This is a genomic window from Gimesia chilikensis (assembly GCF_007744075.1).
GTDB classification, from domain to species: Bacteria; Planctomycetota; Planctomycetia; order Planctomycetales; family Planctomycetaceae; genus Gimesia; species Gimesia chilikensis_A.
Genome location: NZ_CP036266.1, coordinates 2,800,902 through 2,821,094, shown reverse-complemented (window position 1 = coordinate 2,821,094; position 20,193 = coordinate 2,800,902). Strand labels below are relative to the sequence as shown.

Genomic DNA, 20,193 nt, shown 5'->3' with positions numbered 1-20,193 from the left:
TCCTGCTTTGACATCCTGTCAAAGAGAAAGCCATTTAACAAATTTCTTAACCGAATGGTATTCTGGAAGGAATCGGGGAAAGGCTCTGAAAAGCAGTTGTTCCTGAAAGGAGGCCCCGACTGCTTTTCGAGGATCAACGTTCACACTGACCTCTCCGGAACCGGAAGATCAGCCACGACCTTTCTCTGCACGAGTTGCATCAGATCGGGATAGGAATTATCGAGAGCAATCTGCTGTACAGAGAACATCCATTTTCTCCTGTATCGTTAACTTTGTGTGAATCATTAGTGGGGAGAGACGTGTAATATCAGATTTTGAAAATCGTGGCAATCGGAGAATCAGAGAAAAACGGTTCTCCAGCAGGCTTTCTAAATCTTTATGCAGCCTTACTTTGCAGCTTGGCTTTTTTAGGAAGCTCCACAAAAAATGTGCTCCCTTTTCCCGGCCCTGCGCTTTCGACTTCGATCTCACCACCGTGGTCCTTCACGATCCGATGCGTGATCGACATGCCCAGTCCGGTACCGGTTCCATCGGCCCGCTGAGTAAAGAAGGGATCGAACAGACTATCCATGACTTCTGGCGACATACCACAGCCGTCGTCTTTGAAAATGAGCGTCACAGAATCGACATGCTCACGAACCTGGATCTCCAGACTGCCCCCTACCTCCATGGATTCCAGGGCGTTGGTCATGATATTGAGCACAACCTGTTTGATCTCGGCCGGATTAAACTCGGCCCAACAGGCTCCCGGCGGGGAAAACTGGATATTCCGTCCTTTGAGACGCTTGATCAGGCTGACCATCGAGCAAACCTCTTCGATGACGGCCACCAGATCATTTTCGCTGCGAACCGAATTCTGACCGCGAGAGAAGTCGAGCAGTTTGGAGGTAATGTCCCGACAGCGCATTGCTTCGCGTTGAATCAGCCCCAGATACTGCTCTACAACATCCAGATCATCCTCCGGGCAGTGTGGCTTCAAATCTCCCATTCGGCCCTGCAGGGATTCGGAAGCCATGGAAATCGCAGAGAGCGGATTATTGATCTCGTGGGCCACCCCGGCAGCCAGCACACCGATTCCCGCCAGTCGCTCAGACCGCACCAGTTGCCTGCTGCGTTCATCCACTTTGTGATTCAATTCGTCCCGTTTTTCCTTGAATCGCTGCGTCATCTTATTGAAGGCTTCGGCCAGTTCAGCCATTTCATCGCGCGATTTGATTTCGAAATGATGGTCAAAATGCCCCTGGGCCACAATGCGAGCTCCGGAGTGCAGTTCCTGGATGGGAGCCAGGACGGTTTTGTAGCCATACCAGATCAGACAGCCGAAGGTAATAAATACTATCAGGCATGTGACCCAGACCAGGTTATAGCGGGAACGATAGACCCGCGATGCCCGCTCAATCACCGATTTCATGCTGGAAGGGACTTCTTTGACTTCCAGAATCAGGCTTTCCAGATGGGCCACTTCCAGGATCATCTGCTCAGCAACCTTCAGCCTCTGCTTGGGATCTTCCAGTTGCTCCGCCATCAGGGAGAGGTGGTCCAGGCGTTTCATAACAGCACTGTGTTGACTGAACTGGGAGTTAACAAATCCGCGCCACGTCGACAGGGAAGGATCCGGCAGGCGATCGACCTTCTGCAGAAAGCCTGGAATTTCGTTATCTTTCACATCCTGCAGCTGTTCTTTAAATTTCTGCTGATAATGGGCACTGGCAGCGGGACGGGAATGACGGATCTTCTGCAGCGGTTCATTCAGGGAGACGACGGATACGATCAGTCGATCGCGATCGGGCAGGCTGTCCAGCGAGTATTTAAAGTCTGCCACCGTATTTTGATAGGAAAGCAGACCGGAAACCGCACCATAGGCCAGCAGGATCAGCATGAAGAAGATAATCCCCAGTCCGACACCCAGTTTCCGCCTGATTGTTTGTGTAAAGAACACACCGACCTCCGTGTCACAAGTCCTTCAGATCCTCTGAAATAAGTGCCAGATCATACCGGATTCACTGCAGAAGTCCAATGTTAAATCGGCAATATCCTGCAGGTGTACAAAAAGGACAGACGGGGCATCCATACGGGCCGACGCTTACTCACCCTGCTGAGACGTGGGGGGATTTTTCTTCCAGCGTGCCTGGTGCACCATTTCCTTCCGATAGGAATGCAGACCGGTCATCAGAATATCGATGGCCCGTGAAAAATCGCGAAAGGCTTTGAGGTACTTCTTCTGCTCGAGTTCTTCCTTAGCCTCATAATAAATTTTATTATGATTCGACCACTCGATCGTCCACTCTTCTTCCATCGCAGCCCGCTGTAACTCTGATTCCATTGTGGTCAGGTACTGCAGAAAATCAGTGTTGAACTTCAGTCGCTCTGACCGATAAGGCCGCCACTCAACGGTTTTATTATCCAGGTAGTCCTTATTTTTACCGAATTCCCGTTGGGCGAACACTTTTCTGACAAGCAGCATCACCAGAAGCGACATGCCGCCAAAAGCCAGAAACTCCCCTTTGTTAAACTGGGTCAGCAACCACATCACGATGCCGGTCGCCACCATCAGCGAAGCTCCCCAGACGCCCGCCAGCCACAACCACTCCCGGTAGTCTTTCTCCAGTTCAATCTCTGGTTCAGCATCAGGCTCCTGCTGCTGTGGAAGATTCCCATCAGGCAAATCGCCCACCCGCACAATGATCACTGAGATATTATCGGAACCGCCACGGAGGTTCGCCAGATTCACCATCAGCCGACAGGCATCACTCGGATCGAGATACTTGGAGATCATCCCGATCTCATCATCCTTGAGATGACTGGTCAGCCCGTCACTGCAAAGAATATAACGATCCCCTTCCAGCACCGGGTAGGGTCCTTCGATATCGACTTTGACCACCGGCTCTGGTCCCAGAGAGCGCGTAATCACATTCCGTGGCTCATTCAGGTAAACCTCTTCCGGCTTCATCCGTCCCTGGCGAATCAGCTCCCACTGCAGACTGTGATCGAAGGTCAGCTGGTCGATCCGGTTCTCGCGGACGCGATAGACCCGGCTGTCGCCGACATGACCGATCACGGCCCCTTCGGGACAGAGACAGAGCGTGCTGCAGGTCGTTCCCATCCGCATGAATTCGCGGTTGGCCATCCCCCGTTCATGAATCGCCTGGTTGGCAATTTCGACGGCGGTTTTCAGAGATTTAGCAACAGGGCCCGGCTTGTTTTTGAAGAAGGTATGCGGAACGGTTTCAGAGGCGATCTTGCTGGCCAGTTCACCAACAGCATGCCCCCCCATTCCATCGGCGACCAGAAAGAAATGCCCATGGTCCCGCCAGCTTTCCTGATCTTTACAGATCCGGACGGAAATGGAGTCTTCATTATTCCGTCGTCGAAAGCCAACATCACTCTGCGATGCGAACTGAACTGGATGTTCCCAACGCATTGAATCCCCTCAAAACAAGCCACTACAGTGCATAGATACTTTACTATTTCATATCTTGGTGAGAATGCAAATCAAACACCAGTGCACACTTTATGAATTCTGTGTTTTTACTGAAAACCCGCAGAATTCTCCTGATTTCCCGATAGAATCCAGATCGCCACTCTCTGCATATCTTTGTCTGGAAATCAGGTTGCTGCCGCTGATCAGCGGGCGTCCGGCATCGTTTTTCCGGTCAGATTATAGACGTAGGCCATGATCTCGACAAAGACCTCGTACAGTTCGAAAGGAATTTCCTCGCCGGCTTTCACATCGCGATACATCTGTCGCGCCAGCGGCTTCCGTTCGATAATCGGAATCCCATGTTCATTGGCGATCTTCCGGATCTGCAACGCGATCTCCCCTGCCCCTTTGGCCACAACAACCGGTGCCGGCATCTTCTCCGGATCGTACTTGATGGCAATCGAAATATGGGTCGGGTTGGTGATCACAACATCGGAATTCGCGACCTGGGAGAGTTCCTGCGAGAGTGCCAGTTTGCGATGTGCTTCGCGGCGTCTCTGACGGATCAGCGGATCCCCGTCCATCGACTTCATCTCTTCGCGGACTTCCTGCTTACTCATCATCAGGTCTTTTTCATGCTTCCATTTCTGAAAGGCAAAATCCAGACCTCCCAGGATAATCAGCGCCAGTGCCAGCAGGATGCCCAGCTCGATCGAGGAATTAAAAATGTCGCGCATAATGGTCTCGGGAGGTGCCCCCATCAACGCGAGAAAATTCGGGAACACCAGGTAGCTGAACCAGACCGCGATCAGCACCAGCAGCGTAATTTTTCCCAGGCTGACTCCCAGCTTGACCAGTCCGCGAATCGAAACGATTCGTTTGGCACCTTCAATCGGATTCAGGCGTTCCCATTTGATCTGCAGCACATCCGGGGTCATCATGAATCCGACCTGTACGATATTCAGGATGATGGCAGCGATAAACAGAATCAGCATCGTCAGAGCAGATCCCTGCAGAAACTGTTTAATGATCGCCTGCACGCGTTCCATGATGACCGCGGTATCGACACGCAGCCAGACCGGGCTGGTCAGCGTCGCTTCCATCAGATTCTTCATGTCGTGGCTCAGACTGACCGCAAAGAAGTAAAGCACACCCGCTGTCGCCAGCATCATCCCCGCTGCATTCAGGTCGGTACTTTTCGCAATGTTCCCCTTCTCGCGGGCTTCATTGCGCCGGCGATCCGTCGGGTCTTCTGTTTTTTCTCCGGTATCATTCTCTGCCATGCTGAATGAATCTCAATTCGAACTACATCACGGTACTGCGGCTGATCTGATCGATGGCACTGGGAATCGATTCGACCACAATGTCAGCGGCGCCAGACAGGGTGAAGATCAGGACGACCAGACTGACAATCGCACGAATCGGAAAGCCGATCACCAGCACATTGATCTGGGGAACCGTATGTCCCAGGTACCCCATCGCCAGCGAAATCAGGGCACTGATCGCCAGCAGGGGCGCGGCAACTTTTACCGAAAGCACCAGCGACTGATGCATCAGGGCCTGCAACAGATCCAGCGTATTGGTTGAGACAATCCCCTCGCCGACGGGAAAGATCTGGAACGTATCGATCAACGCCGAAAGCATCAGCAGATGACCATTAATCGGCTCCATCAGCAGAAAGACCGCGATCCCCACATAATACAGGTACTGGCCACTCAACGACGCGTTCATGTCAAAGCCGGGATTGAAGACTTCTCCCAGCGCCATCCCCGCCTGCTGATCAATCATCTGACCGGCCATCTGCAGACTTAACAGAATCAGAAATACCCCTAGCCCCAGGGCAAAGCCCAGTGTCAACTCACCCAGAATCGACCAGGCATAATCCAACAGAGACGCCGGCATATGCGTGACGAAGCGGTAATCGTTGACTGTCAGTTCCCGTTCTCCCTGGCGACCACTGCTGACGAGTAGCTCCTCAAAGCGTTTCTGCAGATGCGCGGGCACTTCATCCTGGCTGAGTCGCTGATCCTGATTGGCATCCAGCTGATAGAAACCAACGGTAACCTGTTCGTGCAGCGTCGGGGTGATCAGAATCGACAGGCACACAATTAACAGCACCCGGATATTCGTCGGAAAGATCGGCTGCCCGAATACAGGCCCGATAATCATCAGACCGCTGATCCGAACCAGGACCAGCGTGAAGGCATAGAACTGCAGCATCGCCCATTGCAGAATCTGACCAGGCGCCAGCTGCAAAATGGGATTCAACAGATATTGATCGAGCAGTGCGCTCACGGCCTTCTCTTCACTACTTCAGGTTTCGAGGTCGGCTTCAGAGCCGCGACGGAATGTTGGTGATCAGACTGGTGCTATACTCCATCATCAATGCTGTGATCCAGGGCAATGTATACAGAATCGCCAGCACCATCATGATGATTTTAGGCACGAAACTGATGGTCTGGTCCTGAATCTGGGTCACCGCCTGGCCGATACTGATCACCAGACCGACCACGACGGCGGTCAGCATCACCGGGCCGCTGACTTCCAGCATGATCAGCAGTCCTTCTCGCCCCAGATCCACAACGGTTGACGTATCCATAAACTCACACCTGTGTTTTCACGCTATTCCGGGCGCAACGGGAGCGCCGGGATTTATCCTACGGCCCTGATACTCTCCAGCAGCATGCCTACTGTCAGTAACCAGCCATCAATCAAGACAAATAACAGAATTTTAAACGGTAATGAGATCAACACCGGGGGCAACATCATCATCCCCATGCTGATCAGAATCGAACTGATCACCATGTCGATCACAATAAAAGGCAGATACAGTTGGAAGCCGATCAGAAACGCGGTTTTGACTTCGCTCAACATGTAGGCCGGCAGCAACACACTCAAAGGGACTTCGTCGTAGTCGCTGGGTGCTTTATATTCCGCGGCTCCGGGAGAACCAGGCAGCGGTCGCTGATAGTCGAGAAACATCCAGACCGTATCACTGTTACCTGTGAGTTCAATCTGATCGCTCATGAACTTTCGCAGGGGAGCAACCGTCTTTTCAAATGCGTCTTCCAGCGACACTGGAGCCTGCTGAGTCTGGTTCGTATAGGGGACGATTCCCTCCTCGTAGGCTTTCTCCCAGATGGGAGCCATCACCATGAAGGTCAGAAACAGACTCAGGGAAGTCAGCACCTGGTTCGGTGGTAATTGCTGCGTTCCCAGTGCCTGACGTAACAATCCGAATACAATCACAAACCGGATAAAACAGGTCGTCATGATCAGAATCGACGGAGCCAGACTTAATACAGTCAGTAACAGAAACAGCTTGAGAGTCGAATTCAGACCTTCCGGTGACGTCATCTGCTCCACATTCAGCAGCTCGGGAACTCCTGATTTCTCAGCAGAAGCAGGCTGCACGTTGGGATCGGCCTGCGCCGGGAAATTCTGCAGACTCTGACTGCCCACTCCCTGGTTAGAGAGTGCCTGATTCTGCGCTGTGGTCTGTGCCTGCAGAGCGTCTGTCCCTGTCAGTAACCAGCACAGACACAACCAGGCTCCCAGATTTCGGAGCTGTCCCCCCCCGCTCCGCTTAAACATGATCGCGGTCCCCGGTTTCATTCAGGGAATGACGGGAAGGCTGTAACAGTTTCTGCTGCAACCGGGACATGGCAGAATCAAATTCGGGATATTCGTCCTGAGTTGTTTCAGGCTCCGCTTCAGAACGTACCGGAGGTTGCACACGTTCCGGCTTTCGCTCAGTACGCGCTGGTGGTGTCTTTTGCTGAGTCGATTGAAACAGGTTCAGGAACGACTGATTTGCACGAGAAGAGTCCGCCTGTTCGCGACACATTCCGGTAATCAGATCGACTTCGACCGGATCCAGAACTTCGCTCAAGGTCTCCAGACCCGCGGGCGATGATCCCAGAATCAGGATCCGATTGCCGCATCTCACGAAGTGAATGGTCTGACGGGCATCCAACGGCCGTTTTCCCAGAACTTCGAGCACTTCGCGAGGCAGCGTTTTCGCAGACAAAGGATTATGTTTTTTCATCACTTTCGCAGCGATCAGGATTATGCCGATCACCAGTGCCAGCGCACCGAATGTCCCCCAGATGGAAGGCACCCGTCGTGGAGATGCCTGATCTTCTGCTGTTGAATTTGCCTGTTTCTGTCGATCCAGGGGAGTAATCGGATTCGCAACCGTCTTTGCTTCTGAGGGCATTCTCTGTTGAGGCAGACTGCGCGTCTGTGAGGGAGCGATTCCGGAATTGACCGGCTGCGGCCGATTCAAACTCTCCCGACCAATGGTAGTCGGAGCCACTCCCCGTTGTGCCGTCCGGGAATACGTATTGGGATTACCGGACATCTCACGGGGCTGGCGAAATTCAGATGGCCGCGACTGATACGCAGGTTCGGCTGCCTGGCTTCGCACCGCTGAGATCAGCAGGCAGAGCAACGTCAGTACGGCAAGAATGCAAAGACGAATCATGGAATCCTTTACGTCGCCTCTTACGGGATTGGGGGCTCACTCAGCCGGGAAACTCCCTTCCCCGGCGTTACTCTTAAAGTTCGGGAGAAATAATCTCGGCAACACGGACACAAAAATTATCGTTCAGCACCAGGACTTCGCCCCGGGCAATAATGCGGCCATTCACCAGAATATCGACCGGGTCCCCCGCCAGTTTGTCCAGAGGAACAACCACTCCCTCTTTCATTTTCAGGACCTCTTCGATCAGCAGTTCCGTACGTCCCAGTTCGATGCACAGATCCAGTTCGACATTCTGCAGAGATGACAGAGCCATCGCCTCTTCCGGGCTGCCTGTCATTGATTCAAAATTCGGAAACTCAAATGCCTTCGTTCCTCCCAGATCTCCGGGGATACCATGGCCCGGCCCCAGGTTAGGAGAAATTGCTGCCGCCAGATTGGCTTCCGCCTGATTCAATAGCGCCTCAGTCTCTGCATGCGATGCGGAAAACGGGCTACCGGACTGATCTGATGACGCACCATGCTGGCTGAACAATCCATCGATATCATCATTATTGACCACATTTCCGGAACCGGCTGGCTTCGCCCCCTCGTTCGAACCTGCATTCTGCAGCAGTTTCTCGATGTCGGAGGGATCCAGCAGGTCGTCCCCCGCACTTTGAGAGGCGCTTTCGCCAGAGGGAGGTTCGTCAGGCGCACTCTGTCCCTGCGAGTTTAAGAGCTTCTCAATTTCGGAAGGATCCAGAAGATCGTCATTATCTTCAGCCACAATCGTATCCTGTTCTGCCGGGGAGGCACTATTGCGTCATTGTGCGGTATTCACTGATGACCGTCTCAATGACATAGCTCTTCTTGAGAACTTTATTTATCGACTCTTTCATCATCCGTTTCATCGTACTCAACTGGGGATCATTCAGATCTGCCAGGCTCGACTTACGGACAACTTCAATCACGGCCTGCTTGACGCGGGCTTTATTCGTTTCTTTGACCATGGTTTCAAAATCACCGGCTGCGCCCTGCTCAACCAGCGCCACCAGGTTGAAGGTCACATGGATGGTTGCTCCGGGTTCGGCGATATTGTTCGTCACGCTGAAGTTTTCAATGTTCACTTCAGCCGTGGTAACCTGCAGATTTTCGCTTTCCCTGGAAAGAGATTCTTCCGCGACTTCCGCCGGTTTATCAGGTGTCAACAGCCAGTAGGAGATCCCGACCTGCAGCATGATGACCAGTAGCAACAGGCCACCAATCTTGAGTAACCGGGCCTTGGACTGGCCGGAAGCGGCCGCACTCTCTTCGGGGGATGCCACTGCCTCTGTTGCGACACCTGCCTCTTCTGTTTCGGTGTCTGTTGCCACGAGTCTCCTCCTTGAACTCTCGCACTCTGTTGGCGCAGGGGCACATCATGTACCCCTCTGCATCCACTTCGGCGGTTTTGATTAGACCAATCAGGCTCTGTATTTGATTACAAAGCGATTTCCGGAATGCCGATCAGGCAGAATTGATTGTAGAACTCAACGCTTACCTGTCTGCGGAGTGTCTATATACGCATCAATCAAAAATACGTCAACCCGACGATTCAAGTATTGCTCTTGCGGGTCGCGTGTGATGGTCCGTGGCTCAGCATCTCCCACTGAACTGACAATCAGTCGTTCGGGTGCAATTCCCTTGTCCTTAAGGTACTCTGCCACATTTTTGGCCCGATAGAAAGAGAGTTCCTGGGAATCCAGGAATTTTGAGTCCTTTGGCAAAGGCTCGGGCGAGGCATGCCCCCGTACGATCAGCCGATTGGGAGTGGGCAGCAGCACCTCCGCAATCACATCCAGTTTTTTCTTCAGCGCAGGAGTCAGCTCCGCAGAAAACCGATCAAAACAGGCAGCCCCCCCCAGGGTCACCTCGGTTCCCGAATTAATTCGTTCTACGGTATTGAAAGGACCTCCACCTCCCGATGAGTCCGCTTTACCCATTTTAGTCCCCCCGTCAGAGCTGGTCCCCTTGGAGGCGGGCTTACTGCGGTTACTGGTAGGGTCCAGCGATTTTCCCGGCACGGCGGCTGTGCCGTGATGCGTTCCGAATCGCTCCCGCAGCGAATCCAGCATGGCACGCACGGATCCTTCGTCGTTACGGATCTCACTCATGGACACCAGCATGATGAAGAAGGTCAGCAGCAGCGACATCATGTCACCATAGGTGACCACCCATTCCGGAACGCCAGGAGGTCCGTCTTCTTCAGGCATCGCCATCTGAATTGCCTCCTTTCCTTCGACCGATTGAGAACATCAGGCAGCCTGACCGTCTTTGCTGACACGCTGGTCTGCCGGCAGGAAGGTATTCAGCTTCTGCTCAATCACTCGGGGATTATCCCCTTCCTGAATTGCAATCAGCCCTTTAATGATGACTTCCCGAACCTGGAATTCCTGTTTACTGTAATAAGCCAGCTTGTCGGCAAAAGGGAGAAAGAACAGGTTCGAGACCAGTGCCCCGTACAGGGTCGTGATCAACGCCACCGCCATACCGGGGCCGATGGCTTCCGGGTCATCCATGTTTCCCAGCATGATGATCAGCCCCATCAGGGTTCCGATCATCCCGAATGCCGGTGCATATCGACCAACAGTATCCATCAGAGATTTGCCGTTTTTATGACGGCCGGCCACAGCTTCCATTTCCGTGCGGAGAATCTGTTCCATGAGATCCACGTCGGTCCCGTCCACCGCCATCTGAACGCCGAGCAGAATGAAAGGGTCTTCGATTTCTTCCGTTTTGGCTTCCAGAGCTAGAATACCGTCGCGACGGGCGATTTCAGCAAACTCAACGATCTGAGAAATCACGGGAGCCAGTTCCGGCTGGTTGGGGAAGAATACCTTCTTCAGCACCTTCGGAAACAGCAGCATCGCTGCCCCCGGAAAGGCAATGAAACAGGCTGCGATCGCCCCCCCGACCACCACTGCAGCTGAGGGAATATCGATAAAGGCACTGAAGCTTGACCCTGGCGCAATGAAAATCGCCAGCAGCAGCAAAATGATGCCTGAAACGAGTCCGCCGGCTGTTGCCTTATCCATTTCTATCAAGGTCCCTGATGTCAGTGGACTCACTCAAATCCGGATCGCAGCAAACCGGAGAGCAGGCCCCTCACCATCACAAGTTATAATTGCTCAATCACTCAGAATCTGTCTCACAGCCCGGGCGCCAGTCGAATCGCACGCGAATAAGCGATCGCACGTTTTACAACTTCTTCCACGCTTTCCCGCACGATCAGGCGATCATCCGAAGTTAAAGTGATAAACGTGTCGGGTCTGCTTTCAATACTCTGAATCAGTTCCGCGTTGACAACAAACTCTTCACCATTCAGTCGGGTCAATTTAATCATGCCACCAGTCTCCCGGGGGCGGTGGTCAAACCAGCCCCTCTGCCGGAACCCTGCTTAACCATCCGATTAACGTCCCAGCACCAGCAGTTCGTCAACCAGCTGCTGTACGGAACTGATCACACGGGCGTTCCCTCGATAGTTCGTGGAAGCCACGATCAGGTCAACCAGGTTTCGACCGACGTCGGTGTTGGAAAGTTCAATTGAACCGGCACGAATCGTACCGGCACCAAAGTTACCCGGCGTCACCAGGAACGGAGGACCGGAACTGACCCCTTCCTGGAACGTGGAGTTCCCACTTTCCAGTAAACCCTGTGGGTTGGAGAATCGGGCCAGTGTCACCTGTCCCAGCGTCCGGATAATCCCGTTGTCAAACACGCCGTTAATAATCCCCGTTTCGTCAATCACGAAACTGGACAGCGTTCCCGGATCCGAACCATCCTGCAGGTCCAGTTTCAAAGTACTCCCTGCCGACGCAGACGAAATACCGGAGATGTTCGAAAGGTCGATGGACACATCCATTTCATCAGCAGCGGTATTGACCCGGCTGATCCCGAATGTAGAAGGGGTGAAGTTAGTCACATTCCCCTTACTGTCGAACGTAATCGTCCCATTGGAGACCGCGATATCACCATCATTGTCATCTGCACTCTCAAGGAAGTAGCGGAAGACCGTATTGTTGGAAGAGCGTGATTCCAGCGCGCTGGTCATCTTCATCGTCACCGGTTCACCCAGCGAGTCAAAAATCACGAAGTCGGTAATGGCACTTTCACCATTCGCAGACTCACTTTTCGTGAATGCCATCGGAACAGTTGAGCCATCGGAAGTAATATTACCAATGGTCACCGAGATATCATTCACGCTCCCGGAATTCCCCACGATCTGAAAAGCACCACCGGCAGTTACCGTCACTCCTGGTTGAGCGCCAGTGGTCGCATCATTGGGAATGCCACCGCCATTCTGAATCCCCAGGGTTCGGTCCATAAAGCTGGCAAAATCAGCGGCAGTCGTGGTTCCCGTAACCTGCATGGTCAATGGTTCCAGAGTTCGCCCCCCTTTGCTGGGCGTAAATGACAGTGTTTCTCCCAGGGTAAACAGCGGCGTACCAATCGTTTCTTCAATGTCGGTCAGCAATGTCGTACCAGTAATGGCAGCGTTCGCGTTCCCGGCATCGGTTAAGTTCCCTGTCGTCAAGATCGAGCCTTGGGTTCCAATTTCCCCGGTCGGCAGTAATGCACCACCAATCTCAACATTCTTGGTTGCCTGGGCCACGTTCAAGTCCCCGAGGGGAACTTTAATGTCTGTCAAAGTGGTCTTAACCAGGTTGAAGTCTTCGTCGACGCCATACCCTTGTACCAGATAACCGCTCTGGTTGGTCAACAGACTCGAGCTGTTCAATTCGAAGTTACCATTCCGGGAGTAAACCTGACCATCGGGGCTGTCCAGAATAAAGAAACCATCCCCCTGAATCGCAAGGTCGGAGGGGCTGGTACTGTTGGTCACACTCCCCTGGGTGAAGTCTTTACGAATCGAAGCACTCAAGGCCCCCAGACCGATCTGTCGGGGATTCGTACCGCCGTTTGAGGAGGAAGGACGTGAACCCACACTCAAGGTTCGAGCAAGCTGCGTCGTGAACAGCACATTAGAGGCTTTAAAACCATTGGTGCCAGCGTTGGCGATATTGTTACCCAACACATCGATGCTGGTTTCATTCAGGCTCAGACCACCCAATGATGTATTTAATGCAGACGTCAATCCCATGACAACTCCTCGGTTGAATCAACCAGGTTAATACCCAATCCTTAGGTTCGTTTTTGCGCAGCATCAGTCAGAACCGTACTACAGCAGTATTCTGTGTATCGTCTAAACTGATCCTGATCATCTTCCCATTTTTCGTAAATTTCGGTCGGTTCAGGCAAGCTTCAAATGAAGCTGCTTCTGTAACCTCCGAAATATCATTCACTTGCAGGTTCCTGTACCGAGGTGATCGACGACACCGGCACTTCGGAATTACCAATGGCAACGTAGGCTTTGCTATCGCGTACGAAAGCACGTTCCACCACACCGGACACAGAGTTATCGGAACTGTCCTTGCCTTCCACCTGCTTACCGATCAGACCAGCGGCCTGAGTCAGTGACTGGCCGGAAGTAATCTCTTTCAGCGTATCTGACAGCTCGATATTCGACTGAAGTTCCCGCATGCTGGAAATCTGTCCCAGAAGCTCTTCATTCCCCATCGGGTTTGTCGGATCCTGGTTCTGCAACTCGGTAATCAGCAACTTCATGAAATTATCGGCGGTCAAACCATTGAAACCGACTTCATCGGCATCGACCACCTTCACGTTTGTGGAACTGCTGGCTCCACTGCTTCCGCTCACTGCATCGACTGCCATCCTGGCAACTCCTTAAATTCCGTTAACAAGGGGGGGGGACTATTAGATCTGAACGTCGATCTCTTCGACATTCTCGGTTTCGACTCCCTGCGATCGGGTCACATGGGGTCGGTTCTGTTCTTCCTGTTCGACATCCTCACGCTGTATGGTTTCGTCAGCAAACGCACGCTCATCGTGACCCTGCTCTGCATCCCCCGACTGATCTGAGAAGTCGTTGGAATTGAAGTCGGCCCCTGACTGTTGCTGCGAATCAGACTGGGACGAGCGTTGATCCTCGCTGGAGTGGGTATTGATCTGCACATCGATCCGATCCAGCGAGACACCCGTCTTGACCAGGGCTTCTTTCAGCTGGGTCAGGTTATCGTTAATGACTTTCTGAGCATGCCTGTTCTGAACTTCCAGTTTGGCGGAGTACTCACCGTTCTTCAGGGAGACCTCGATCTGCAGTGCTCCCAGTTCGGGTGGGCTCAACCGGATCTTGAGCTGTTGCCCCGTCGATTGAGACTGCCGCACGGCACTCGCGATTCGATCCATCAACTGCTCAACCTGCTTCGCGTCAACCACCGGACCGGTCGGAGCAGCTGCCTGATTCTCTGTGGCAACGTTCGTCGTCTGTCCCAGCCCTGTAGCAGGAGTCTGTGTCTGATCGTGACTATTCTGATTGCCGGCATGCTGTTCCTGCGCGAGCGGACCAGGTTTGGTTGCCTCGGTCAGGGCCTTCTGTAAGGCATCAGTCGTCGCTGAGGCTGCTGCAGGATGCAGATTCGTCTGGTTCAGCGCACTCTGCTCTGGCAGCACCTTGTCCCCATCGACCTTCTTTTCTGTTTTTTCGTCTGTCGACTCCGTCTTGTCAGGACCGGCTTTCTCGGTCTGCTCCTGAACCTGATCAATCACCGCCTGTGCGACCTGCTGACCCGGATTCGCGTCACCGGCATCCTGTCCCTGCTGTGGATGATTTTCATTTGGATTCTGCTGCTGGGCTTTCAGATAACGTTGCTGCTGAGCAGCCTCTTGCGCTGCCTGGGAGACATCGCTTTTCACATTGTCTGAGCTTGAGTGCTCATCCTGGGACTTTTGATTCGCAGCCTGCTGATCTTCGGTCTGCTTAACCCCTTTGAGTTGCTCCGCTGACTCTACTGACTGCCCTTCTTCAGCAGCCTGCTGATTATCGGCAACAGCATCAATGATTTCCTCTGACTGTCCCGCGTCCTGGAGCTGCTGCCCCCCCTCGACATCACCGGGAGTCTCATTCAGGGACGTTGTCTCAGTCTGATTCGTAGAGACTTCCTGAGTCTTGAACAGCTCGGCCAACCCTTCTGGAATCGGCAGGGACTCCACCGGTCTGGTTTCCGTCACATCGGTCTGCAGTTTGACCAGGTTCTGATTCTCTGAGAACTGAAAATTGGCCGGTGGACGAATTTCCGTATCTCCGGTTGTCACTTCCTGTTCGAGAGTGGTTGCAGACGCGGCACTCCCCTGAAACAGTGAATAACGGGGCGACTTTTCCTTGACCGGCGTTCCCGATTCTACCGGGACGGCACTCTCATTGACTTCACCAGTATCTGGCTTGTCTTCTGCAACAGGTTTCGTATCCTGAACTGGCGCTGACTGCTCAACAGCGTTCTGACTGGGTTCAACCGCATCATTACGATTTTCCTGAGAACGCGGCGTCTGCTGCTCTCGCTCTGCCGGAGTGGGTGTCTCACTGGTAGAACGTGCCTGCGGTGTTTGAGGCTCCGGACGACCCCGGTCCGATTTCACTTCGTTATTGGTACGGGAATCTGGCTGTGGTTTTTCAGAGCCAGGCCGCTGCTGCTTTTGTGACAGCGAGTCCGCAAGCTGCTTACGATAAGTAGAGTCGGTGGAACGAGTTGCTTCTCGCTGCAAACCGAGGTTCTGCCTGCCGTACTGACTCACATCTGGCGTCTGCAAATCCAGCAGGGAAAACTTGGGAGCGTCTGGCATTCCTCATCACCTCAGAGTTAAACAGGTATCCGAATACAATCGCCTTCAGTCCTCCAGAGAGAACTGCGCAGTGGTGAACGCGACAGGAATCGACGAATTCACCACTATCATATTCGACAGGATTAACCCTGGGACATGACGTCAGAATACGTAATATAGAACAATTTTAGCGAAAAACCGCATTAGTCCGATTCAGGAGCAGCAGCTGTCTATCAGCTGAGAAAATACGGAACCGCGATTCAGTTCTGAGAGAGTTGATCCAGGGTATCGTCAGCGAAACTTCGGAAGGGCTCGTCCTGTGACATCTGCTTAAAGATTTCCTTCCCGCGTTTGATCACCATCGGATCGGGGGCCACCAGGAATTCCTTGAGCAGCTTGGCAATAAATTTGCCATCCATGCCCTTCAGCAGTTGCAGATTCTCTTCCAGTGAGACCTGCATCAGATACTGCACCGCATCACCAGATGGTAATGCCATCAACACGGACTGTGTCTTTTTCGTCGCGACACTCTGGCTCTGTTCTTTTAAAAGAGCCAGCTCTTCCTCAAATTTCAGCTTGGCCGCTTCAAAGGCCAGCCGATCCTGTTTCAAAGCATCGGAAGACTGCGTGATCGAGCTTTTCAGCATATCGATTTCATCTTCACGGGCCACCAGTTCCAGAATCCGCATGGCGCGTTTTTCCGTCACTTCGTCCCGGGAAGGCAGCACCGTTTCATCTTCGACCAGCTCCACTTCGTCCAGAGTCTGGCCGGTTACGATCAGCCGAATATCTTTCACAGCGTCCGCATTCAGATGCCCCCGGAACCAGAGAAATCCCGCGCCCAGCAGCTGCGAAATGATCGTAGCCACACAGAACACGCTGACTATCACAGCCAGAGAACGCATCATCGAAGACCTCCCGACTGTTGTGTCGCGGCCCAGGTTTCTTCCAGTTCCAGAGATTCTTTACGGATCTGGGCAAACTGAAATGCCTCGCGGTGCTTATCTGACAGTTTTTCCATCGCCTTGACTTCCTGCTCCGCTTTCGCCAGAGCCTGTCTGCAGGCAGTTAGCTGCTTTTCTAAAAGCCGGCGATTGGCCTGAACCGTCCGTAACTGTGCCTGCAACTGTCCTACGTAAGAACGCAGGTTCGCACCGGCATCGATGTCTAAGCGTCCCGGCTCCTGTCGCTGCCGGATCTCCTGAATCTGTTCCTGCCGGAGTGCATCCAGGCGCCGAGACTCCTCGACCAGACGCTGATCAGCCTGCAGAATCTCCCCGAGCAGCTGACGACAGAGACTGCGCTTATGCCGTCGCATTTTCAGAACAGATTCAAATTGGAAGCGAAATTTTTTCATGATCGCAAACTCAGGTCAGAGTCAGATTCCGTTTACCTTCAGTTCAGATTGCCCGCCGCCTCAGCCGGAGACATTACGTCTGCAGCTGCTTCAGGGCCTTCTGTATGCATGGGTTTGAGCTGTTCCATCCGTGCCGTCAGATTGGCCAGCCCCTGGGTTGCCAGGTCAAAGTTCGAGTTTTCCGTATTCCCCTGCCGCAGGAATTCATTCCAGATTGGTCGCAATTTAATCGCCAGGTCAACTTCCGCATTCGAGCCCGTCTGATAGGCGCCAATCGAAATCAAATCTTCAGACTGCTGATAAGCGGCCATGAGTTTTTTCAGTTGTGACGCGGCCGCCTGATGAGACGGTGAAGTAATGTCATTCATCGAACGACTGATACTCTGCAATACATCAATCGCAGGCCAATGAGATTCGTGAGCCAGTTTACGCGACAGCATAATATGGCCATCCAGAATCCCGCGCACGGTATCTGAAATCGGCTCATTCGCATCGTCGGCTTCAACGAGCACAGTGTAGAATCCGGTAATACTTCCTGAATCGGTCCGACCACTCCGTTCCAGCAGTTTGGGCAGGAGGGAAAACACGCTGGGTGGATAGCCACGGGTCGCCGGAGGCTCACCGGCCGCCAGGCCGATTTCCCGTTGAGCCAGGGCATAACGGGTCACGCTGTCCATCATCAGCAGCACATCCTTGCCGTTATCACGGAAGTATTCCGAGACGGCGGTTGCCAGATGCGCGGCGCGCAGACGAATCAACGCCGGTTCATCACTCGTTGCCACAATCACCACACTACGGGATAGCCCTTCCGGCCCCAGGTCGCGATCCAGGAACTCTCGAACTTCACGGCCTCGCTCACCCACCAGGCAGACCACATTCACGTCCGCAGAACTCTGGCGAGCCATCTGTCCCATCAAAGTACTTTTTCCAACACCACTGCCCGCGAAGATCCCCAGTCGCTGACCTTTGCCACAAGTGAGCAACCCATCAATGGTCCGAATACCTGTGCTCAGCGGCGTATCGATTCGCGGACGATCCAGAGGCGAAATCGGCTTCGCCTTCAGATTGGCCCGTTCCGCAAGCATCGCCTGATTTTTGCCATCGATACATCGTCCGCGTCCATCGAGGACACGTCCCAGAATTTCATCCCCCACCGCCACGGCAGGGACCGACTGAATCAGTGACACACGGTCTCCACGACGAATTCCAGTCAGTTCTTCATAAGGCAGTAAAAGCGTTTCTTCATCCTGGAAGCCGACGACCTCCGCTTCGATGGCGTGACCATTCTCCCGATCGATAGCGCAAACGGCCCCCAGCGGTGCCGGAAATCCGGAGACCGAAGCCGTCAGTCCCACGACACGGGTCACCCTGCCGGTCAGGCGAAAGGGCAAAATCTGTTTTATCTGCTGGGATACATCAAACATCCGAAAAGACTATTCCTGATTCTGAATGATCAGCTCCTCTGAAATTCGCTCGAGTTGCGTTTCCAGGGTCGCGTCAATGGTGCCATGCTGCGTCTCGACAATACAACCACCGGGAGAAATAGTTTCGTCCTCTATGATCTCACAGCTCTGACACCCGGTTAAATTACTGATGAAAGTTCTGGTGTTCTGCCCCAGATGTTCAACATCGACAGGATTCAGATGAAAGCGAATCTGCTGCGTGCCGGAAGCAAGCTTCAGCGCTTCACTCATCATGGGACGCACCGACTCAGGCTTCGCATTCAGTTCCGCGCGGATCACTTTCTCGGCAATCCCCAGGCAGATTTCGATAGCGCTCTTATCCCAGATCTGTCTCCAGTTCACACGTTCGTGCTGCAAGGCTTCCACGGCCTGCTGCATCGCAGGATAAACGGTTCCCAGTTGCTCCTGAACCATCTGGCTGGCCCGTTGCTCGGCCCGGGTCTGTACCAACTGCTCCTGTTCCATTTGCGCTTCGGTCACCCCCTGTTGATGACCTTCCTGGTAGGCAGTCTGTCTGATTTGTTCCGCTTCCTGCTGCGCATCCAGAATCATCTGGCGCGTCTGGTCGCGCACCTTCTGAATGTAGTCTTCGCATCGTTTTTCGATGTCGTTAAAACTGTAAGCCACCTTCGAACCCAATGCTCGAAAGGCTTCTGCTTTTAACAGTTTAGCTGTTTCCAGTTCCGCCATAATTCCATCTTTATCTGTATTCTGTCAGGCTGCCTCTGCGTCCAGAACCGCCTGACATCAAACTCGTTCCCTGATCGGAATCAGGTAATGTACTGTTCGCTTTCGCTTCCGGAGGCGACTTCAATCTCACCGGCATCTTCCAGCCGCCGCACGCTGTCGACAATCTGTTGCTGAACGGCTTCGACATCGCTGACCTTGATCGGCCCCAGGTATTCCATTTCTTCCCGCAGCATGTCAGCCGCCCGTTGTGACAGATTGCTGAGCACCTTCTGCTTGATCTCTTCGGAAGCTCCCTTAAGAGCCACCGCCCACTGGTTGGTATCAACCTCTTTGAGCAGAGCCTGAATGGCCTTGTTGTCCAGTTTGACCAGATCGTCAAAGACGAACATCAGTCTTCTGATCTCGTCTGCCAGATCGGGTGTCTCCTGATCCATATTTTCCAGAATCCCCTTGTTGGTCATCCGGTCGGTTACGTTCAGGATTTCAGCCACCAGTTCCACACCACCCGCCTTTTCTGTCCCCTGGCTGAATGTATTCTTCATTCGATGTTCCAGGCTCTTCTCAACGTCACGAATGACCTCTGGACTGGTCTGCTCCATATTGGCAATCCGCTTGATCACATCCATCTGCTTGTTGGAAGGGAGCCCTGCCAGTACTTCTGCCGCGAGGTTACTGGGCAGATGCGACATGATCATGGCAATGGTCTGTGGATGTTCTTCGATGATAAAAGTCAGCAGGTTCGCTGCTCCGGACTTCTGTAAAAACCCGAAAGGAACCGAGTTCATCGTCTGATTGATACTGTCCAGAATCGAACCGGCGCCTTCTTTCCCCAGCGACTGTTCCAGTAGTTCATTCACCGCATCCAGACCACCACGTTCCATGTTGGTCTGCTCACCACTGAGAGAAGTGAACTCGTTCAATACGCTGGACTGCTGCTCTTTGGTGACATCCTGCATCCGGGCAATCATCATTGTCACTTTTTCGACATCATCTTTGGACATCAGACTTAAGACCTCTGCAGCCAGCGGTTTGTCCAGACTCAGTAACAGCACAGCTGCTTTTTGGAGATCATCCATGTTTC

Annotated in this window: 20 protein-coding genes; all 20 read right to left on the bottom strand. The window is 53.1% G+C overall.

What is annotated here, in order from left to right; all coding sequences use genetic code 11:
* Positions 1-376: 376 nt before the first annotated feature.
* A complete protein-coding gene (locus tag HG66A1_RS10630) occupies positions 377-1,939 on the bottom strand; it encodes a sensor histidine kinase (RefSeq protein WP_145183168.1) in 1,563 nt (520 codons plus the stop codon).
* A gap of 144 nt (positions 1,940-2,083) precedes the next feature.
* Complete coding sequence (locus tag HG66A1_RS10625; protein ID WP_145183165.1) at positions 2,084-3,421, bottom strand: PP2C family protein-serine/threonine phosphatase; 1,338 nt, start codon at positions 3,419-3,421, stop codon at positions 2,084-2,086.
* Between the two features lie 203 nt (positions 3,422-3,624).
* Positions 3,625-4,704 carry a flagellar biosynthesis protein FlhB gene (flhB, locus tag HG66A1_RS10620; RefSeq protein WP_145183162.1) on the bottom strand — a complete coding sequence of 360 codons (1,080 nt, stop codon included), beginning with the start codon at positions 4,702-4,704 and terminating at the stop codon, positions 3,625-3,627.
* Positions 4,705-4,726: 22 nt separating this feature from the next.
* Positions 4,727-5,716, bottom strand: coding sequence for a flagellar biosynthetic protein FliR (locus tag HG66A1_RS10615; RefSeq protein WP_145183159.1), 990 nt, complete (start codon positions 5,714-5,716; stop codon positions 4,727-4,729).
* 37 nt (positions 5,717-5,753) lie between these two features.
* Positions 5,754-6,020 (bottom strand): flagellar biosynthesis protein FliQ, encoded by a 267-nt coding sequence (fliQ, locus tag HG66A1_RS10610; protein WP_145039433.1) that lies wholly within the window; start codon positions 6,018-6,020, stop codon positions 5,754-5,756.
* Positions 6,021-6,073: 53 nt separating this feature from the next.
* Positions 6,074-7,015, bottom strand: a complete 942-nt coding sequence (fliP, locus tag HG66A1_RS10605) for a flagellar type III secretion system pore protein FliP (RefSeq protein ID WP_232102235.1) — start codon at positions 7,013-7,015, stop codon at positions 6,074-6,076.
* A complete protein-coding gene (locus HG66A1_RS10600; RefSeq protein ID WP_145183153.1) occupies positions 7,008-7,907 on the bottom strand; it encodes a FliO/MopB family protein in 900 nt (299 codons plus the stop codon). Before HG66A1_RS10600 ends, fliP begins: the two co-directional genes overlap by 8 nt.
* Before the next feature lie 73 nt (positions 7,908-7,980).
* Positions 7,981-8,673, bottom strand: coding sequence for a flagellar motor switch protein FliN (gene fliN / locus HG66A1_RS10595; protein ID WP_197997090.1), 693 nt, complete (start codon positions 8,671-8,673; stop codon positions 7,981-7,983).
* Between the two features lie 28 nt (positions 8,674-8,701).
* Positions 8,702-9,259, bottom strand: a complete 558-nt coding sequence (locus HG66A1_RS10590; protein WP_145183151.1) for a hypothetical protein — start codon at positions 9,257-9,259, stop codon at positions 8,702-8,704.
* 156 nt (positions 9,260-9,415) lie between these two features.
* The gene (locus tag HG66A1_RS10585; protein ID WP_145183148.1) at positions 9,416-10,144 is read right to left on the bottom strand and encodes a flagellar motor protein MotB; all 729 of its coding nucleotides are present in this window, start codon (positions 10,142-10,144) and stop codon (positions 9,416-9,418) included.
* Between the two features lie 36 nt (positions 10,145-10,180).
* Complete coding sequence (locus tag HG66A1_RS10580; protein WP_145183145.1) at positions 10,181-10,960, bottom strand: motility protein A; 780 nt, start codon at positions 10,958-10,960, stop codon at positions 10,181-10,183.
* A gap of 113 nt (positions 10,961-11,073) precedes the next feature.
* Positions 11,074-11,268: a flagellar FlbD family protein gene (locus HG66A1_RS10575; protein WP_145039414.1), complete on the bottom strand. Its 195-nt coding sequence runs from the start codon at positions 11,266-11,268 to the stop codon at positions 11,074-11,076.
* A gap of 66 nt (positions 11,269-11,334) precedes the next feature.
* Entirely contained in the window at positions 11,335-13,026 is a 1,692-nt protein-coding gene (locus tag HG66A1_RS10570) for a flagellar hook-basal body complex protein (RefSeq protein ID WP_145183143.1), read from the bottom strand.
* A gap of 194 nt (positions 13,027-13,220) precedes the next feature.
* A complete protein-coding gene (locus tag HG66A1_RS10565; RefSeq protein ID WP_145183139.1) occupies positions 13,221-13,658 on the bottom strand; it encodes a flagellar hook assembly protein FlgD in 438 nt (145 codons plus the stop codon).
* A gap of 42 nt (positions 13,659-13,700) precedes the next feature.
* Entirely contained in the window at positions 13,701-15,623 is a 1,923-nt protein-coding gene (locus tag HG66A1_RS10560; protein ID WP_145183136.1) for a flagellar hook-length control protein FliK, read from the bottom strand.
* A gap of 239 nt (positions 15,624-15,862) precedes the next feature.
* The gene (locus HG66A1_RS10555; protein ID WP_145183133.1) at positions 15,863-16,510 is read right to left on the bottom strand and encodes a hypothetical protein; all 648 of its coding nucleotides are present in this window, start codon (positions 16,508-16,510) and stop codon (positions 15,863-15,865) included.
* Complete coding sequence (locus HG66A1_RS10550; RefSeq protein WP_197997089.1) at positions 16,507-16,920, bottom strand: flagellar FliJ family protein; 414 nt, start codon at positions 16,918-16,920, stop codon at positions 16,507-16,509. Before HG66A1_RS10550 ends, HG66A1_RS10555 begins: the two co-directional genes overlap by 4 nt.
* Positions 16,921-16,997: 77 nt before the next feature.
* Positions 16,998-18,383 (bottom strand): FliI/YscN family ATPase, encoded by a 1,386-nt coding sequence (locus tag HG66A1_RS10545; RefSeq protein ID WP_232106797.1) that lies wholly within the window; start codon positions 18,381-18,383, stop codon positions 16,998-17,000.
* A 9-nt stretch (positions 18,384-18,392) separates the two neighbouring features.
* Positions 18,393-19,112, bottom strand: coding sequence for a FliH/SctL family protein (locus tag HG66A1_RS10540; protein ID WP_145183127.1), 720 nt, complete (start codon positions 19,110-19,112; stop codon positions 18,393-18,395).
* A gap of 80 nt (positions 19,113-19,192) precedes the next feature.
* Positions 19,193-20,188, bottom strand: coding sequence for a flagellar motor switch protein FliG (gene fliG, locus HG66A1_RS10535; RefSeq protein ID WP_145183125.1), 996 nt, complete (start codon positions 20,186-20,188; stop codon positions 19,193-19,195).
* Between the last annotated feature and the right edge of the window lie 5 nt (positions 20,189-20,193).